The organism is Paenibacillus sp. NPDC058174 (genome assembly GCF_042883865.1).
Taxonomy (GTDB): domain Bacteria; phylum Bacillota; class Bacilli; order Paenibacillales; family Paenibacillaceae; genus Pristimantibacillus.
Genome location: NZ_JBHVUY010000009.1, coordinates 88,354 through 101,692 on the forward strand (window position 1 = coordinate 88,354; position 13,339 = coordinate 101,692).

Here is a 13,339-nt window from a genome sequence, read left to right on the forward strand (position 1 = left end):
ATCGTCGAAATTCCGGCCAACAACATGTACTTTTACATTTTGATTAGTTGAGTCTGGGGTTTAGGCAGGCTGGGGGAGCGCAGCGCTTCGAGTACAGGGTGACATTTCGAAGGTTCTATCCATTATTCATCGTGAAAGCGATGAGACAATGGAATCAAGAACGGCACCATGAACCGAAGCGCGCAGCGAACCCGGTATGGTTGCGGTGCAGGAAGGGGAGCGGAGTGATTCGAGTTCAGGGTGACATTTCGAAGGTTCTATTCATTATTCATCGTGAAAGCGATGAGACAATGGAATCAAGAACGGCACGATGAACCGAACCGCGCAGCGAACCTGTTGCATGGTGCGGGCGTGCGAGGGAGCGGAGTGATTCGAGTTCAGGGTGACATTTCGAAGGTTCTATCCATTACTCATCGTGAAAGCGATGAGACAATGGAATCAAGAACGGCACCATGAGCCGAACCGCGCAGCGATCCTGCTGCATGGTGCGGGCGTGCAGGGGAGTATGCGCTCCCGACACATTATACGCAACAATTCCTAATAATGGCGCACATAATCGATCCGGAGAGGTGAAAACCTCTCTTTTTTTATAAATACTGTCGAATTCCGGCATTACAGGCCGCGTTACATATTATGAATTGACAATTGTTGACCGATATAAAATAATAGGGTTATATAACCATACATAATAGGGTGAAAGAACTAACCGCAAATGAGGGCTACATCATCAATTGCACACAACGACAATCGTACAAAGGCGGTGTCTTCCATTGAAAAATGTGGGGAAGAAGAACAAAGAGAAAAAGACGACTTCTACCAGCAGTTTGAAAGCGCAAACAATAGGAGGCAAGGGAGCTAGTCTTGCCAAGTCTGGTATTCATGCACTGAAAGAGACAAAGCTTACGAATCCTGTAAAGTCGGTTGGGATGAAGCTGTTTTTCATTATTTTTATCAGCATCATCGCGTGCGTGCTTGTAGTGGGTCAATTGGCCTACGCACAATCAAAGAAAATTGTAGAACGCAAAGTGTCGGAAGCGAGCTATCAGACGATCATTCAAGCAGCTGATAATTTAAATACGATTTTCAAAACGTATGAAGATATCTCGATGCAGATTCTGATCGACAAAGACTTCCATAAGCTCGCCGACAAAGTAGCGGAGAGCAAGGATGATTACACGACTTTTGAAGGCGTTAAAGAGCTTGGCGACAAGCTGCAAAATTACGTAATGGGCAATGACGCGATTCTCGGCGTATATTTGTTCCCGGTAGATCCGAAGGTAAAACTTGTAACGGCAGGAAGTGCAAGCGCTTCAGCTGCGGATGCTATGGTTGGCAGCGAATGGTTCAAAGCGATACAAGAGCAGAAAGGCAGAACGTATTGGGTTGAGACGCAGCCCGGCGGCTTCGGCACGGGAGACAAGCAGGCGACAATCGGCCTGGGACGTCTGATGAATGACAGCAACTTGAGCAAAGCCCGTTATATGATCCTGCTTGAAATCAGTCTTGACCGTATTCAAGAGCAGTATCGCGATATTCAGCTTGGCGAAGGCAGCCAAATCTCGATTGTAGACGAGAACAACAATTATATTGCAAACGCTGATGCCAGCCTGATCGGCAAACCGCAAAATATTACGCTGCCTGCCACCGAAAACGATTCGCTGAAATTGAAGTCAACTTCGGGCGAAGACGTGCTGGCAGCTTATGCGCAATTCAAATCGATGAATTGGAAGCTGGTCGGAACGATTCCGGTGAAAGAGCTTGTTAAAGATGCAGCAATCATTAATAAAATGACTTGGATTACTGTCGCACTGGCTGCGGTACTTGCTATCGCGATTGGCATGCTCGTCATTCGGACGATCGCTCTTCCTCTGGTTCAATTGCGAAACCTGATGAACGAAGGGGAAAGAGGCAATCTGACCGTTCGTTCCACGTTCAAGAAACGTCAGGACGAAATTGGCCAGCTCGGCGACAGCTTCAATAAAATGATGACGCAAATTACAGCACTTGCGAAGCAAACGACATTGTCAGCGGAAGAGGTGCTGGCTACTGCAAGCGAATTGACCGACGCATCGAAAAAGACGGCGATTTCCGCGAGAGAAATCTCGATCGCGACGGAGGAAATTGCTAACGGCGCAAGCAGCCTTGCTGTTGAGGCGGAAAGAGGCAGTGATCTCACAGGCAACATTAACGAGCAGATGCGTACCGTAATGGACGCAAATGGGGAAATGGTGGAATCTGCTGGAGATGTGGAGAAAGCCAGTCAGCAAGGTACGGCTTATATGGGCGTCCTCATTGAGAAAACCGGCATGACAGAGGAAATGACCCGTTCGATGGTGGAGAAGGTTGATAGCCTGAAAGAAAGCACGGGTTCCATCGTGAAAATTCTCGACGTGCTGAACAACTTGACGAAGCAGACGAATATTCTTTCGCTTAATGCGACAATTGAAGCGGCTCGTGCAGGTACAGCTGGCAAAGGCTTCATGGTTGTCGCCGATGAGATTCGCAAGCTGGCAGACCAATCGCGGCAATCGATCGATGTCGTTGCTCAAATTACAGAAAGAATCAGCGGCGAAATCGAGGAGACCGTTCAAGTGTTGTCTGAAGCATATCCGTTGTTCCAGGAACAGATTGGTTCCGTTAAAGAAGCGAACCAAATTTTCTTAACGGTACAGAGCCAAATGGGACAATTTGTTCAAAAGCTTGATTCCGTAACAGGATCAATTGGCATGCTGGATCAATCGCAGTCGGTGCTTAGTGAAGCGATGACTAACGTCAGCGCCGTCGCCCAGCAGTCGTCGGCTACCTCGGAGGAAGTGGCATCTCTAAGCACGGAGCAGCTTAGCATTAGCAACGGCTTGGTGAACTTGTCCGAGCGTCTGGACAGCGTATCCCGTCAACTGAAAGATTCGCTTGCGAAATTCAAAATCGATTAATAGACTTCGCATATCATTGTAGCCGTTCAGCCAACTTGGCTGAACGGTTTTTTATGCGCAGATAAGGTGATACTGCGTGTATATGGAAAATGGAAGCGGAGGATACAGCAGCGATGGCTCGGCGAGCAATGATAGTAGCAGTACTGCTTACAATGGTGATGGGACTTTATATTATTCGATTAGCCTGGATTCAGCTTGCACCAGGTCCGCAGCATCATTCGTCGGCAACAGCTGCGGCAGCAAGAGGCAATTGGAAGCGGATGTCCGTCGTGCAGCGGCAGCGAAGCCTAGTGCTGGATACGGGCAGAGGCGATTTTCTCGACCGCAGCGGCGAAGCCATAACCGGGGAGACGTATACGACGCTGGCACTGTTCCCGATCGCGGCAAGCTCACGAGGAGCTGAGCTTGAATTGCAAAAGCTTGCCAAGCTGCTGAATGTTTCCATGGCTGATTTGAGCGCCAGATGGGACCGGCTGCGTGAGCCGGCCTTCTGGAGAAATGCGGGCGGCAAAGGGAATCCGCTCCGTTTAACGGAGCAGCAGGTGCAGCAGTTATCGCAGCTCAAGCTTCAAGGCATTAAAGCACTGCCCTATCGGAACCGTTATGTGGATGGTCATAAGCCAAAGCAGGCGATTGGCTACACAAGCCAGCATCCCGAATGGCTGGAGACTACCTATCCACACGAGTTGGCCAGCGGCAAGCGCAAGCTGACCGATCAAGTGGGCGGCTCCGGCCTGGAAAAGTCTTTGGACAAATTAATCCGGGGGATCGGCGCGACTTCGGTTTCTTATTTCATGGACAGCCGTTTTCAGCCGCTTAAAGGGCTGGATCTGCGCGTAACGGAGCCGGGAAATAACTATTATCCGCTGCAGGTCGATACAACACTCGATCTGGATTTGCAGAATCGGATTGAAGCATATGCCGACGCTCAAGGGCTTCAGGAAGGAGCGATTGTTGTACTGGATGCAGAAAGCGCTGATATTGTAGCTATGGTATCCAGGCCGGCGATGAAGAAGACGGAACGTTTAAGCGAGGAGAACAGTAAGACACTGCTCAATCATGCGCTCATCGCAGTTCCTCCAGGCTCCGTCTTCAAGCTGGTGACGGAGGCAGCAGCACTGGAAGCTGGAGTAACGTGGGAGAATGAGGAATTCACCTGCAACGGTGAATATGGCAAATACGGCCTTAGCTGCTGGAAAAAAGGCGGCCATGGCCATCTGACGCTGCGGGAGGGATTGGCACAGTCCTGCAATATCGCTTTTGCTACGATTGCTGAGCGGCTGAGCGCGGAGCAATTCGAGCATACGGCTGCCGCACTAGGCATCGGGCGGCAGGCAGGCTGGCATGCGGAAAAGCCATTTGGGCCATTCCGCGAGCCGCTTCGTCTGCTCGGCGAGGAAGAAGCCGGGCAGCTGTTCGTTCGCCGCAGCAATGCGGACGGCGAACAAAAACGCCTCGTCATCGACGGAGGCGTTATGGCGCAAAGCGCAATCGGGCAGCGGGACGTGTTAATGACGCCGCTGCAGGCGGCGAACTTAGTCGTCACGCTATTGAATGGAGGGCGCGTAATGGAGCCGCGCCTTGTAAGCGAGATCCGCTATGCCAACGGCCAGCGGATGGTGAAGCTTGCCGCGAAGCGGGCAGACGACGGCGGGGCCGGCCGGATTCATCCGGCCACCGCACGCGTGCTGCTTCGCGGAATGGAGGCGGTCGTTGACCATGGCACCGGTCAGTCGATCCGCCAAGGAATTTGGACCGTTGCCGGGAAATCCGGCACGGCCGATGTACTGCGAGCGGGCGCTCCCCGTATTCACCAATGGTTCACGGGCTACGGGCCGGCGAAGTCACCGCGTTATGCAGTCGCGGTGCTCTCGAAGTACCGGCCGCCGGGAAGCTCCAACGAAGCGACGAAGCTGTTCCGCGGCGTTATGGACATCCTCGCTAAGTCCGAATCGGAGGAGCGGAATAAAGTATAGCCGTTATTTTAACCGGCGTTACTCCGTTGGCTTGGTAGCTGGAGGCGGCTCCGGTACAGGCGATATATGGTCGAATTCATCTTGCGGTGTTCGAATCCAGCGATGGAAGAAGCCTTGGTCATATAGGGCTTTAATTAGAATGATCAAAATTGGCGACAAAATAACGCCCGCCACGCCAAACAGCTTGAGTGATACGATCATGAAGGCAAGCATTGTAAAGGCGGAGACGCCAAGCGTATCTCCTGTAATTTTCGGCTCAAGTATTTGACGGGCCAGTATGACAACCAGAAACAGCACGGAAACCCAGATAGCTAAAGAGGTTTGTCCCACAATGAACAAATAAATAATCCACGGAACAAAAATCGTGCCGACGCCGAGAAGCGGCAAAATATCAAAAATGGCGGCGACTACCGATATCATTAGCGCATTGTTGACGCCAAGCAGCAGCAGGGATACGAAAATAACGACAAACGTTATGCTGATCATTTTAGCCTGAGCTTTAATATATCCGGCAATGCCTTTGAATACATTTTCTCTAAGAAAGAAAAATGCTGTTTTAAACGTATTTGGCGTTTTCTCATTCGCTGTTTTCTTCCACATTTTAATTTCAATGCTAAGAAAATAAGCGAGAACAACGCCAATAATCAGATTGAACAGGAAGGTGGAGAAGGAAGTAACGTAGCCGTAAAGACCCATAAATACGGTTTGAATGAGCTTTGGCAGTTTTTCAGTAGCGCTGTTTATGTATTCTGTAATTTTGACGACCCAATCCTGTGGAAGTGCTTCAATTCGCCCTTGAAGAAGACCTGAGTTGCTGGCGATTTGGTTTTCCAGTATTTTCTGGTATTCAGGCAGCTTGTACTCAATGAAATCCTTTGCTTGATCCATAATGACATAGGCTAGTCCGGAGAAAGCAGCTAATGCGACGATGGAGAATATAAGAATGGAGATACCGGAGGCAATCGATTTTTTTATGCCAATTTTATTAAGTCGCTTCGCAAGCGGCTCGATGCACATATAAATAACAAAAGAGAAGAAAATAGGAGTTGCGATTTTGTACAAATAACTAAATGTAAGCATCGTAAGGTAAACGGTTAGTGCAATTAGTGCGATGTCAAATGCAGTTCGCCAATATTTTTTGTAAAATGGCAGCATGAGCGTAACTCCTTTGTTTTATTGGATTCATATTTCCATAATGATTGTACTATAATTTTTAGATGACTGCCTATTTTAATGCCATTTTTCAAACACAGTATGTTACAATTAAACTTATCTGTGATTAGCGCGGGTGCAATAGCCGCGAGCTTTAAAAATTTTTAAACGGTGGGGAATAATATGGAGAATTTGCTGCTTGGGGCACTTTACTTCTTGACGTTCTATGCTTTCCTCCCTGCATTCATTAGTCGTACTTTCGGGTTTCGTGTTTTCAAAAAAGGTCGTGTAGAGCGGGAGATTGCGCTCACATTCGATGACGGTCCAGATCCCGAATATACGCCGAAGCTGCTGGATCTGCTAGCGAAATACGATGCGAAAGCAACGTTTTTCGTCGTTGGCTCCCACGCAGAAGGACAGCCTGAGCTGCTCCGCCGGATGAAAGAGGAAGGCCATATTATCGGTATTCATAATTATGTTCATAAGTCGAATTGGCTTATGCGTCCCAAAACGGTGCGCAAGCAAATTGGCCTTACTTGTGATGTTATACGTGAGGCGACGGGTATCCGTTCCGGCTATTATCGGCCGCCTTGGGGGATCGTAAACGTATTTGATTTTGCCAGACTGGGGCATTATCAGATCGTGTTGTGGTCAGCGTTGTTTGGTGATTGGAATGTGAAGCTGGGCGCTGAGAAGCTCAAGTCCAGAATGATGAAGAAGCTGCGTCCGGGCGAAGTTATTTTATTGCATGACTGCGGCAGAACGCCGGGTGCTGATCCTACTGCTCCAGCCAATATGCTTCTTGCACTGGAAGCTTATCTGCAGGAAGGGACGAAACGAGGCTATCGGTTCGTTGGTGTGGATACGATGATCAAGCTTACGGAAGATAATAAGAGTAAAAAGCAGCCTTGGTGGAAACGAACGTTAATTTCTGCGTGGCTGCAGTATGAACGGGCTTTCCACTTCGTCTTTCGTCTGAAGCAGGTGGGCGAGGAGAACCCGGCTTTTCATTACCGGATTACGAAATATAACGGACAATCAGTAGTGCTTGACGGCAGCGGCCCGTTGGAAAAAGGCGATAAAATCGTGGAGCTGCATTTTGACAATCGTATGCTCTCGTCTATTGCCTCTAATTCCAAATCACCGGTTGCTACTGGTATAAAGATGCTGAGGGAGGTTGAGCACGCGCTTCCTGTGCTGGCAGATCAGCTGGCGGAAGATCCGGAAGCGGAGAACGTCAGAGCTGTATATGGCGTTACGATGATTCATCGCGGCGCTGATCGGCTGGGGTTCCACGTTTTCCGGCTGCCGGACGGGCTATTCGCTCGTTCGACTCGCATTTACTTACGGGTGTTAATGAGGGTGCTGACGAAAAAGCAGCATAATGAACGTGCGAGCCAGCGGAGAAGCGGGATTGATCCGCATATGCTGCTCATGCCGATAAATCATATGATGACCTATGCAACTCGAGGGACGGCGCTTGTGCATGAAAGTGCGAGAAGCCTCTCTGACGCCGTTGAACGGACGATTCAGGCCGCTGTAGCGGAAGATCCTGCTCATGTTGGCGGAAGCACTTCGGCTATTTAATTAATGTTAATAGCAAATGGAAGACCTGCACGGCGGTAATTTATCCGCTTCGTTGCAGGTTTTTTTCTGCTCAAGGCTTGGGGGAAGCTGCGCGTATCGTTTCATGCTGCTATTCTTGATTCCATTGTTCCATCGCTAACACGATGTTAATGGACAGAATCTTCAAAAAAGCATCCTGAACTCGAAACGCTCCGCTCTCCCTTGCTTGAGTAAAAATGCGGGTGTCGCTGCGCGTATCGGTTCATGCTGCTATTCTTGATTCCATTATTCGATCGCCTACACGATGCTAATGGATAGAATCTTCAAAAAAGCATCCTGAACTCGAAACGCTCCGCTCTCCCTTGCTTGAGTTCAAATGCGGATGTCGCTGCGCGTATCGGTTCATGCTGCTATTCTTGATTCCATTGTCCCATCGCCTACACGATGCTAATGGATAGAATCTTCAAAAAAGCATCCTGAACTCGAAACGCTCCGCTTTCCTTAATTGCGCAACATACATATAGTCTCACGTTGGCTAATCAAAATGTAAAAGTGCAGGCTGATTGGCGTTTTTTCGGCGATTTAGGGTGTCAAAATGCAAAAGTGCAGGTTGTTTGGTCTAAAATGGCCTGATAAGTCGATTTGGAGGGTTTTCAAATGCACTTTTGCATTTTGATAGCTGTTTTAGGCTATTTTGGGGTAATCAAAATGCACTTTTACATTTTGTGCTGTCAGCGCGCGGTGTGTCGTTACATGATGGTCGTCGATCATATGCGGAAAAGTCCCACAAACCCCACAAACCGTGGTTATAGACCCGCTGTAGATACTCTTTTGCAGCGACGCAACCAAACTTCATAATTTCTTTCGTTTTTGCACAAGCCCGTCTTCATTTGAGTCCTTTAGTATGAGTTACATCGGAATAACAAAGGAGCAACTCAATATGAAGAGAACAATTATGTTTAGTGTAATAGCCGTTATAATGGCTGGAGTAATATGGTGTAGCTGGGGGTTTGTTTGGTCAAATCAGAATCAGCAGACTTCGGCAACAAGCGTCAGGGGTTGGGAGAGCTGGGAGAAAAACAAGCTTATTGCACATGCGCTTGGCGGAGTGGACGGCGCTAAGTACACCAATTCTTATGAGGCATTTATTACCAATTACAATAGAGGGTACCGCTTGTTCGAGGTTGATCTTGTGCAGACAGCGGATGGGGAGCTAGCTGCCAGACATGGCTGGTCGCATAGATTGCAGCCGGATTTGGCCGTTCATGGAGGACGAAACGTAACAACGCTTCAGTTTGCAAATTCGCTTATTATGGGCAGGTTTCATCCGCTTACGATGCCGGATATACTGCGGCTGATGCAGCAATATCGTGATTTTGACCTAGTTTTGGATACAAAGGTGGGCAGCAAAGAGCAAGTTCAACAGCTGTTTACACAGCTGGTCAATGAGGCTCAGCGTACGGATCCTGCACTGCTCAACCGGATGATACCTGAAATTTTCAGCCCGGAAATGTATGACACGGTAATGGGAATCTACCCTTTCCCGAACAAGATGTATTCACTATACAAAACTGGCGCCTCCGCCAATAGTATTGTAGAATTTGCAAGGGACAACCACTTGTCAGCTGTCGCCATGCCTGCGTATCGCGCAGTTATTAATCCCAATCTAGTTCCGGCACTAAATAAGCTCGGGGTAAAAAGCTACGTCCACACCGTTAATAACAGACTGGTTATGCAGCTGCTGAACAGCTTTGGAGTACATGGATTTTACACGGATCAGGAGCGGTCACCAGAGGAACTGCTGGTTGCCGGCTCTTTCTCAGGCCAGCTAGAATTTCCGGCATACATCCGTTCCGGATTGGCAAGTATAAGCAATATTGTGATGAAGGTGAGAAATTATGGCTAAAAATAATGTACTAGTTGTAGACGATGAAACGGAAATTAGGGAAGCGCTCGTTATTTATTTGAAAAGCGATGATGTGGATGTATTTACAGCCTCTAACGGCCTTGAGGCATTGGAAATCCTTGAACGGGAAACGATTCATCTCATACTTATGGACATTATGATGCCGCAGCTTGATGGCATTAAGACGACATTCAAAATTCGCGAAAGTAAAAATATTCCGATCATTATGCTTTCCGCCAAGTCGGAAGACAGCGACAAGATTCTGGGTCTCAACGTTGGAGCAGACGACTATATAACGAAGCCATTCAATCCGCTGGAGCTGGTCGCTAGAGTCCGGTCACAGCTGCGCCGGTTTACGAATTTAGGCTCCTTCCAGTCAGACGGAGAAGAGATCATTCAAGTAAGGGGACTTCTGCTGAACAAAAGCTCGAAGACGGTTGAAGTCGATGGAGAGGACGTCAGACTGACCCCGAAGGAATATAAAATTTTGGAGCTGCTGATGGAAAATAAGGGCAGAGTTTTCTCAATCGAAGAAATATATGAGCGTGTGTGGAATGAACCGATTTTCGCTTCAGAGAATACGGTTGCCGTTCATGTAAGAAATATTCGTGAAAAAATTGAGATCAATCCCAAAGACCCAAAATATTTAAAGGTGGTATGGGGAATTGGATACAAAATCGAGAAAAAATAAACCAGACCGGAAGGCTCGAATCGAACTTCTTGTCATCATCGTCGCTGCGATCTTATTGAGTGTTGTGCTGATAGACAGGTACTTATACGTGCCAGGATTGAGTTTGGGTTTGGGATATTCAATTTCAAGCTTCATCCAGCAACTGCTTGCTGCTATTATCTTTGCCCTGTTAATAGGCAGACTGATTCTCTACTATAAAAAGCCCCATAACGAGCGTATCTTTTGGCACGGCAGTGTGATGATGGATTACTTTCATATTTGGACAATAGGCATTCGAACCAGTCGCCAAAACGGGAAAATAACTCTCGTCCTCTTTATCATTTTTTTGCTCACTGCGACAGCCGGCGTTTGCATCTGGCGGGCAGTCACCTATTACAGCGGATACGAGCTGGGCTGGCTTATTCTTTATATTTTGTTGTACGTGCTGCTTGTAGTTCCCTATACGCTGGTCAAACTCAGACGCTTCGCTGCCATATTAAACGGAAGCAAAGAAATTGCTGAAGGAAATATTCACAATGCGATTCAAGATACAGGCAACGATGCGCTATCCGAGCTTGCTGGCTATATTAACAATATGAAGACCGGCTACCAAAGCGCTTTGGAAAATCAGATGAAGAGCGAGCGGCTGAAAACAGAGCTGATTACGAACGTATCGCATGATTTGAAGACCCCGCTTACTTCCATTATCAACTATGTTGATTTATTGAAGAAAGAAAGCCTCTCTACAGAAACAACACAAGCCTATATTGAAATTCTGGACCGTAAGGCGCTCCGGCTGAAGCTGTTGATTGAAGACCTGTTCGATATTTCGAAAATGGCCAGCGGTGCAGTTGAGCTGGATATGGAGTACGTCGATGTCGCAACCTTGTTGAAGCAAGCGATTGCGGAGTCCAGCACGAACATGGGGCAAGCGCAGCTCGTCATTCGGGAAAAAATCGCGAAATTTCCGATCCATGCGCATTTGGACGGCAATAAAATTTGGCGTGTATTCGAAAATTTAATTGGCAACGCACAAAAATATTCGCTTCCGGGAACTAGAATCTATATTTATTTGGATGAATCTGCTGATGGGGTATTATTCAAAATTCAGAACACAGCTGCATACGAGATTGATTTTGCAGCAGAAGAGCTGTTCGAACGGTTCAAAAGAGCAGATGAATCCCGCCATACAGAAGGCTCCGGACTCGGACTGGCCATTGTGAAAAGCATCGTTGAGCTGCACGGCGGGGAGATCAGAGTCGAGATCCATGGCGATCAATTTAACGTTATAGTCCAATTGCCCAAGCAGCGCCTTCTTTAGAAGATTGCCTTGCCTGTTGATAAACAAGTATGAAAACAAAAAGAGAAACCCGCGTCTTCAAGACGCGGGTTTCTCTTTAACTCAATCAAACTACATTTTCATAACGCCGCCAGTGCTGGCGTTTGTTACGAGATGCGAGTAACGCGCCAGGTAGCCGCGTTTGATTTTTGGTTCGAAGCCAGGCCAAGCAGCGCGGCGTTTATCGAACTCTTCGTCGCTGATCAGAACGTTCATGGAACGGTTGTTCATGTCCAGCTCGATGATGTCGCCGTCTTGTACGAAAGCGATTGGGCCGCCTTCAGCTGCCTCAGGCGATACGTGACCGATGCTGATGCCGCGGGATGCGCCGGAGAAACGGCCGTCCGTTACGAGGCCAACCTTCGTGCCGAGACCCATGCCGACGATTTGCGAAGTTGGAGCCAGCATCTCAGGCATGCCAGGGCCGCCTTTAGGTCCTTCGTAGCGGATAACGACAACATGTCCTTCTTTTACTTTGCCAGTTGCGATGCCGGCAAGCGCTTCGTCTTGCGAGTCGAAGCAGATCGCAGGACCTTTGTGGTAGCCGCCAACCTCTTTGTCGACAGCGCCAACTTTAATGATGGAGCCGCGTGGAGCCAGGTTGCCGAAGAGGACAGCCAGACCGCCGCGTTCGCTGTGCGGGTTGTCGATCGGGTGAAGAACGTCCTTGTCGAGAATTTCGCAGCCGGCAACGTTCTCGCGAAGCGTTTTGCCGGTTACAGTCATCATCTCGCCGTGAAGAGCGTCTTCTTTTTTGAACAATTCATTAATGATTGCACTTACGCCGCCTGCATTATGAACGTCTTCAATATGATAATCGGATGCTGGTGCGATTTTAGCCAAGTGCGGCACGCGCTCAGCTACTTCGTTAATACGTTCGATCGGATATTCAATGCCTGCTTCATGAGCGATAGCAAGTGTGTGAAGAACCGTATTTGTCGATCCGCCCATTGCCATGTCGAGAGCAAAAGCGTTGTCGATCGATTCTTTTTTCACGATGTCGCGAGGCTTCAGGTCAAGCTCGATCAGCTTCATCAGTTGACGTGCCGATTGTTTAACGAACTCTCTGCGCTCTGGCGATACAGCCAGAATCGTGCCGTTGCCTGGAAGTGCAAGGCCAAGTCCTTCTGCAAGGCAGTTCATGGAGTTGGCAGTGAACATGCCGGAACAGGAGCCGCAAGTCGGACAGCCGTATTGTTCAAGCTCAAGCAGCGACTGGTCGTCGATTTTGCCGGCCATGTGAGCGCCAACGCCTTCGAATACCGACGTAAGCGAGATTGCGCGTCCGTCTTTCGTGCGTCCAGCTTTCATCGGGCCGCCGCTGACCATAATGGTCGGGATGTTGACGCGAAGCGCGCCCATGATCATGCCCGGTGTGATTTTGTCACAGTTCGGAATACATACCATGCCGTCGAACCAGTGCGCGTTAACGACTGTCTCAACGGAGTCTGCAATAATTTCGCGGCTTGCAAGGGAATAGCGCATGCCGATATGGCCCATTGCGATGCCGTCGTCTACGCCGATTGTGTTGAATTCGAAAGGAACGCCGCCAGCTTCGCGGATCGCTTCTTTTACCAGCTTGCCGAATTCTTGAAGATGGACGTGACCTGGAACAATATCAATATAAGAGTTGCAGACCGCAATAAACGGCTTGCCGAAATCTTCTTCCTTAACGCCTGCAGCACGCAAAAGACTGCGGTGAGGTGCGCGGTCGAAACCTTTAGTAATCATGTCGGAACGCATTTTTTTTGGCGCCATGTGAGACCCTCCCATATAAATGTCGATACCCCTCAGTTT

8 protein-coding genes are annotated in these 13,339 nt (G+C 48.6%); 6 read left to right on the forward strand and 2 right to left on the reverse strand.

Features of this window, described 5'->3' with window-relative positions:
• Window positions 1-926: 926 nt before the first annotated feature.
• Together ACFVVF_RS26450 and ACFVVF_RS26455 are read left to right on the forward strand one after the other, a co-directional pair.
• The gene (locus ACFVVF_RS26450; RefSeq protein WP_387815959.1) at window positions 927-2,933 is read left to right on the forward strand and encodes a methyl-accepting chemotaxis protein; all 2,007 of its coding nucleotides are present in this window, start codon (window positions 927-929) and stop codon (window positions 2,931-2,933) included.
• A 128-nt stretch (window positions 2,934-3,061) separates the two neighbouring features.
• A complete protein-coding gene (locus ACFVVF_RS26455) occupies window positions 3,062-4,909 on the forward strand; it encodes a peptidoglycan D,D-transpeptidase FtsI family protein (protein WP_387815875.1) in 1,848 nt (615 codons plus the stop codon).
• An 18-nt stretch (window positions 4,910-4,927) separates the two neighbouring features.
• On the opposite strand, the gene ytvI is transcribed toward ACFVVF_RS26455, so the two are convergent.
• Window positions 4,928-6,064 carry a sporulation integral membrane protein YtvI gene (gene ytvI, locus ACFVVF_RS26460; protein ID WP_387815877.1) on the reverse strand — a complete coding sequence of 379 codons (1,137 nt, stop codon included), beginning with the start codon at window positions 6,062-6,064 and terminating at the stop codon, window positions 4,928-4,930.
• 180 nt (window positions 6,065-6,244) lie between these two features.
• Here ytvI and ACFVVF_RS26465 point away from each other — a divergent pair, with 180 nt between their 5' ends.
• The 4 genes from ACFVVF_RS26465 to ACFVVF_RS26480 all read left to right on the forward strand — a co-directional run bounded on the left by ACFVVF_RS26465 (window position 6,245) and on the right by ACFVVF_RS26480 (window position 11,524).
• A complete protein-coding gene (locus ACFVVF_RS26465) occupies window positions 6,245-7,648 on the forward strand; it encodes a polysaccharide deacetylase family protein (RefSeq protein WP_387815879.1) in 1,404 nt (467 codons plus the stop codon).
• A 919-nt stretch (window positions 7,649-8,567) separates the two neighbouring features.
• Window positions 8,568-9,533 carry a phosphatidylinositol-specific phospholipase C/glycerophosphodiester phosphodiesterase family protein gene (locus tag ACFVVF_RS26470; RefSeq protein WP_387815881.1) on the forward strand — a complete coding sequence of 322 codons (966 nt, stop codon included), beginning with the start codon at window positions 8,568-8,570 and terminating at the stop codon, window positions 9,531-9,533.
• Window positions 9,526-10,224, forward strand: coding sequence for a response regulator transcription factor (locus ACFVVF_RS26475; RefSeq protein WP_387815883.1), 699 nt, complete (start codon window positions 9,526-9,528; stop codon window positions 10,222-10,224). Before ACFVVF_RS26470 ends, ACFVVF_RS26475 begins: the two co-directional genes overlap by 8 nt.
• A gap of 109 nt (window positions 10,225-10,333) precedes the next feature.
• Entirely contained in the window at window positions 10,334-11,524 is a 1,191-nt protein-coding gene (locus tag ACFVVF_RS26480) for a sensor histidine kinase (protein WP_387815885.1), read from the forward strand.
• A 90-nt stretch (window positions 11,525-11,614) separates the two neighbouring features.
• Here the strand turns inward: ACFVVF_RS26480 and ilvD are convergent, their stop codons facing one another.
• Window positions 11,615-13,300, reverse strand: coding sequence for a dihydroxy-acid dehydratase (gene ilvD / locus ACFVVF_RS26485; protein ID WP_387815887.1), 1,686 nt, complete (start codon window positions 13,298-13,300; stop codon window positions 11,615-11,617).
• Window positions 13,301-13,339: the final 39 nt, after the last annotated feature.

Coding starts and splice junctions, on each gene's coding strand:
- ACFVVF_RS26470 (WP_387815881.1), top strand. CDS start 8,568: ATGAAGAGAACAATTATGTTTAGTGTAATAGCCGTTATAATGGCTGGA.
- ytvI (WP_387815877.1), bottom strand. CDS start 6,064: ATGCTGCCATTTTACAAAAAATATTGGCGAACTGCATTTGACATCGCA.
- ilvD (WP_387815887.1), bottom strand. CDS start 13,300: ATGGCGCCAAAAAAAATGCGTTCCGACATGATTACTAAAGGTTTCGAC.
- ACFVVF_RS26475 (WP_387815883.1), top strand. CDS start 9,526: ATGGCTAAAAATAATGTACTAGTTGTAGACGATGAAACGGAAATTAGG.
- ACFVVF_RS26465 (WP_387815879.1), top strand. CDS start 6,245: ATGGAGAATTTGCTGCTTGGGGCACTTTACTTCTTGACGTTCTATGCT.
- ACFVVF_RS26450 (WP_387815959.1), top strand. CDS start 927: ATGAAGCTGTTTTTCATTATTTTTATCAGCATCATCGCGTGCGTGCTT.
- ACFVVF_RS26455 (WP_387815875.1), top strand. CDS start 3,062: ATGATAGTAGCAGTACTGCTTACAATGGTGATGGGACTTTATATTATT.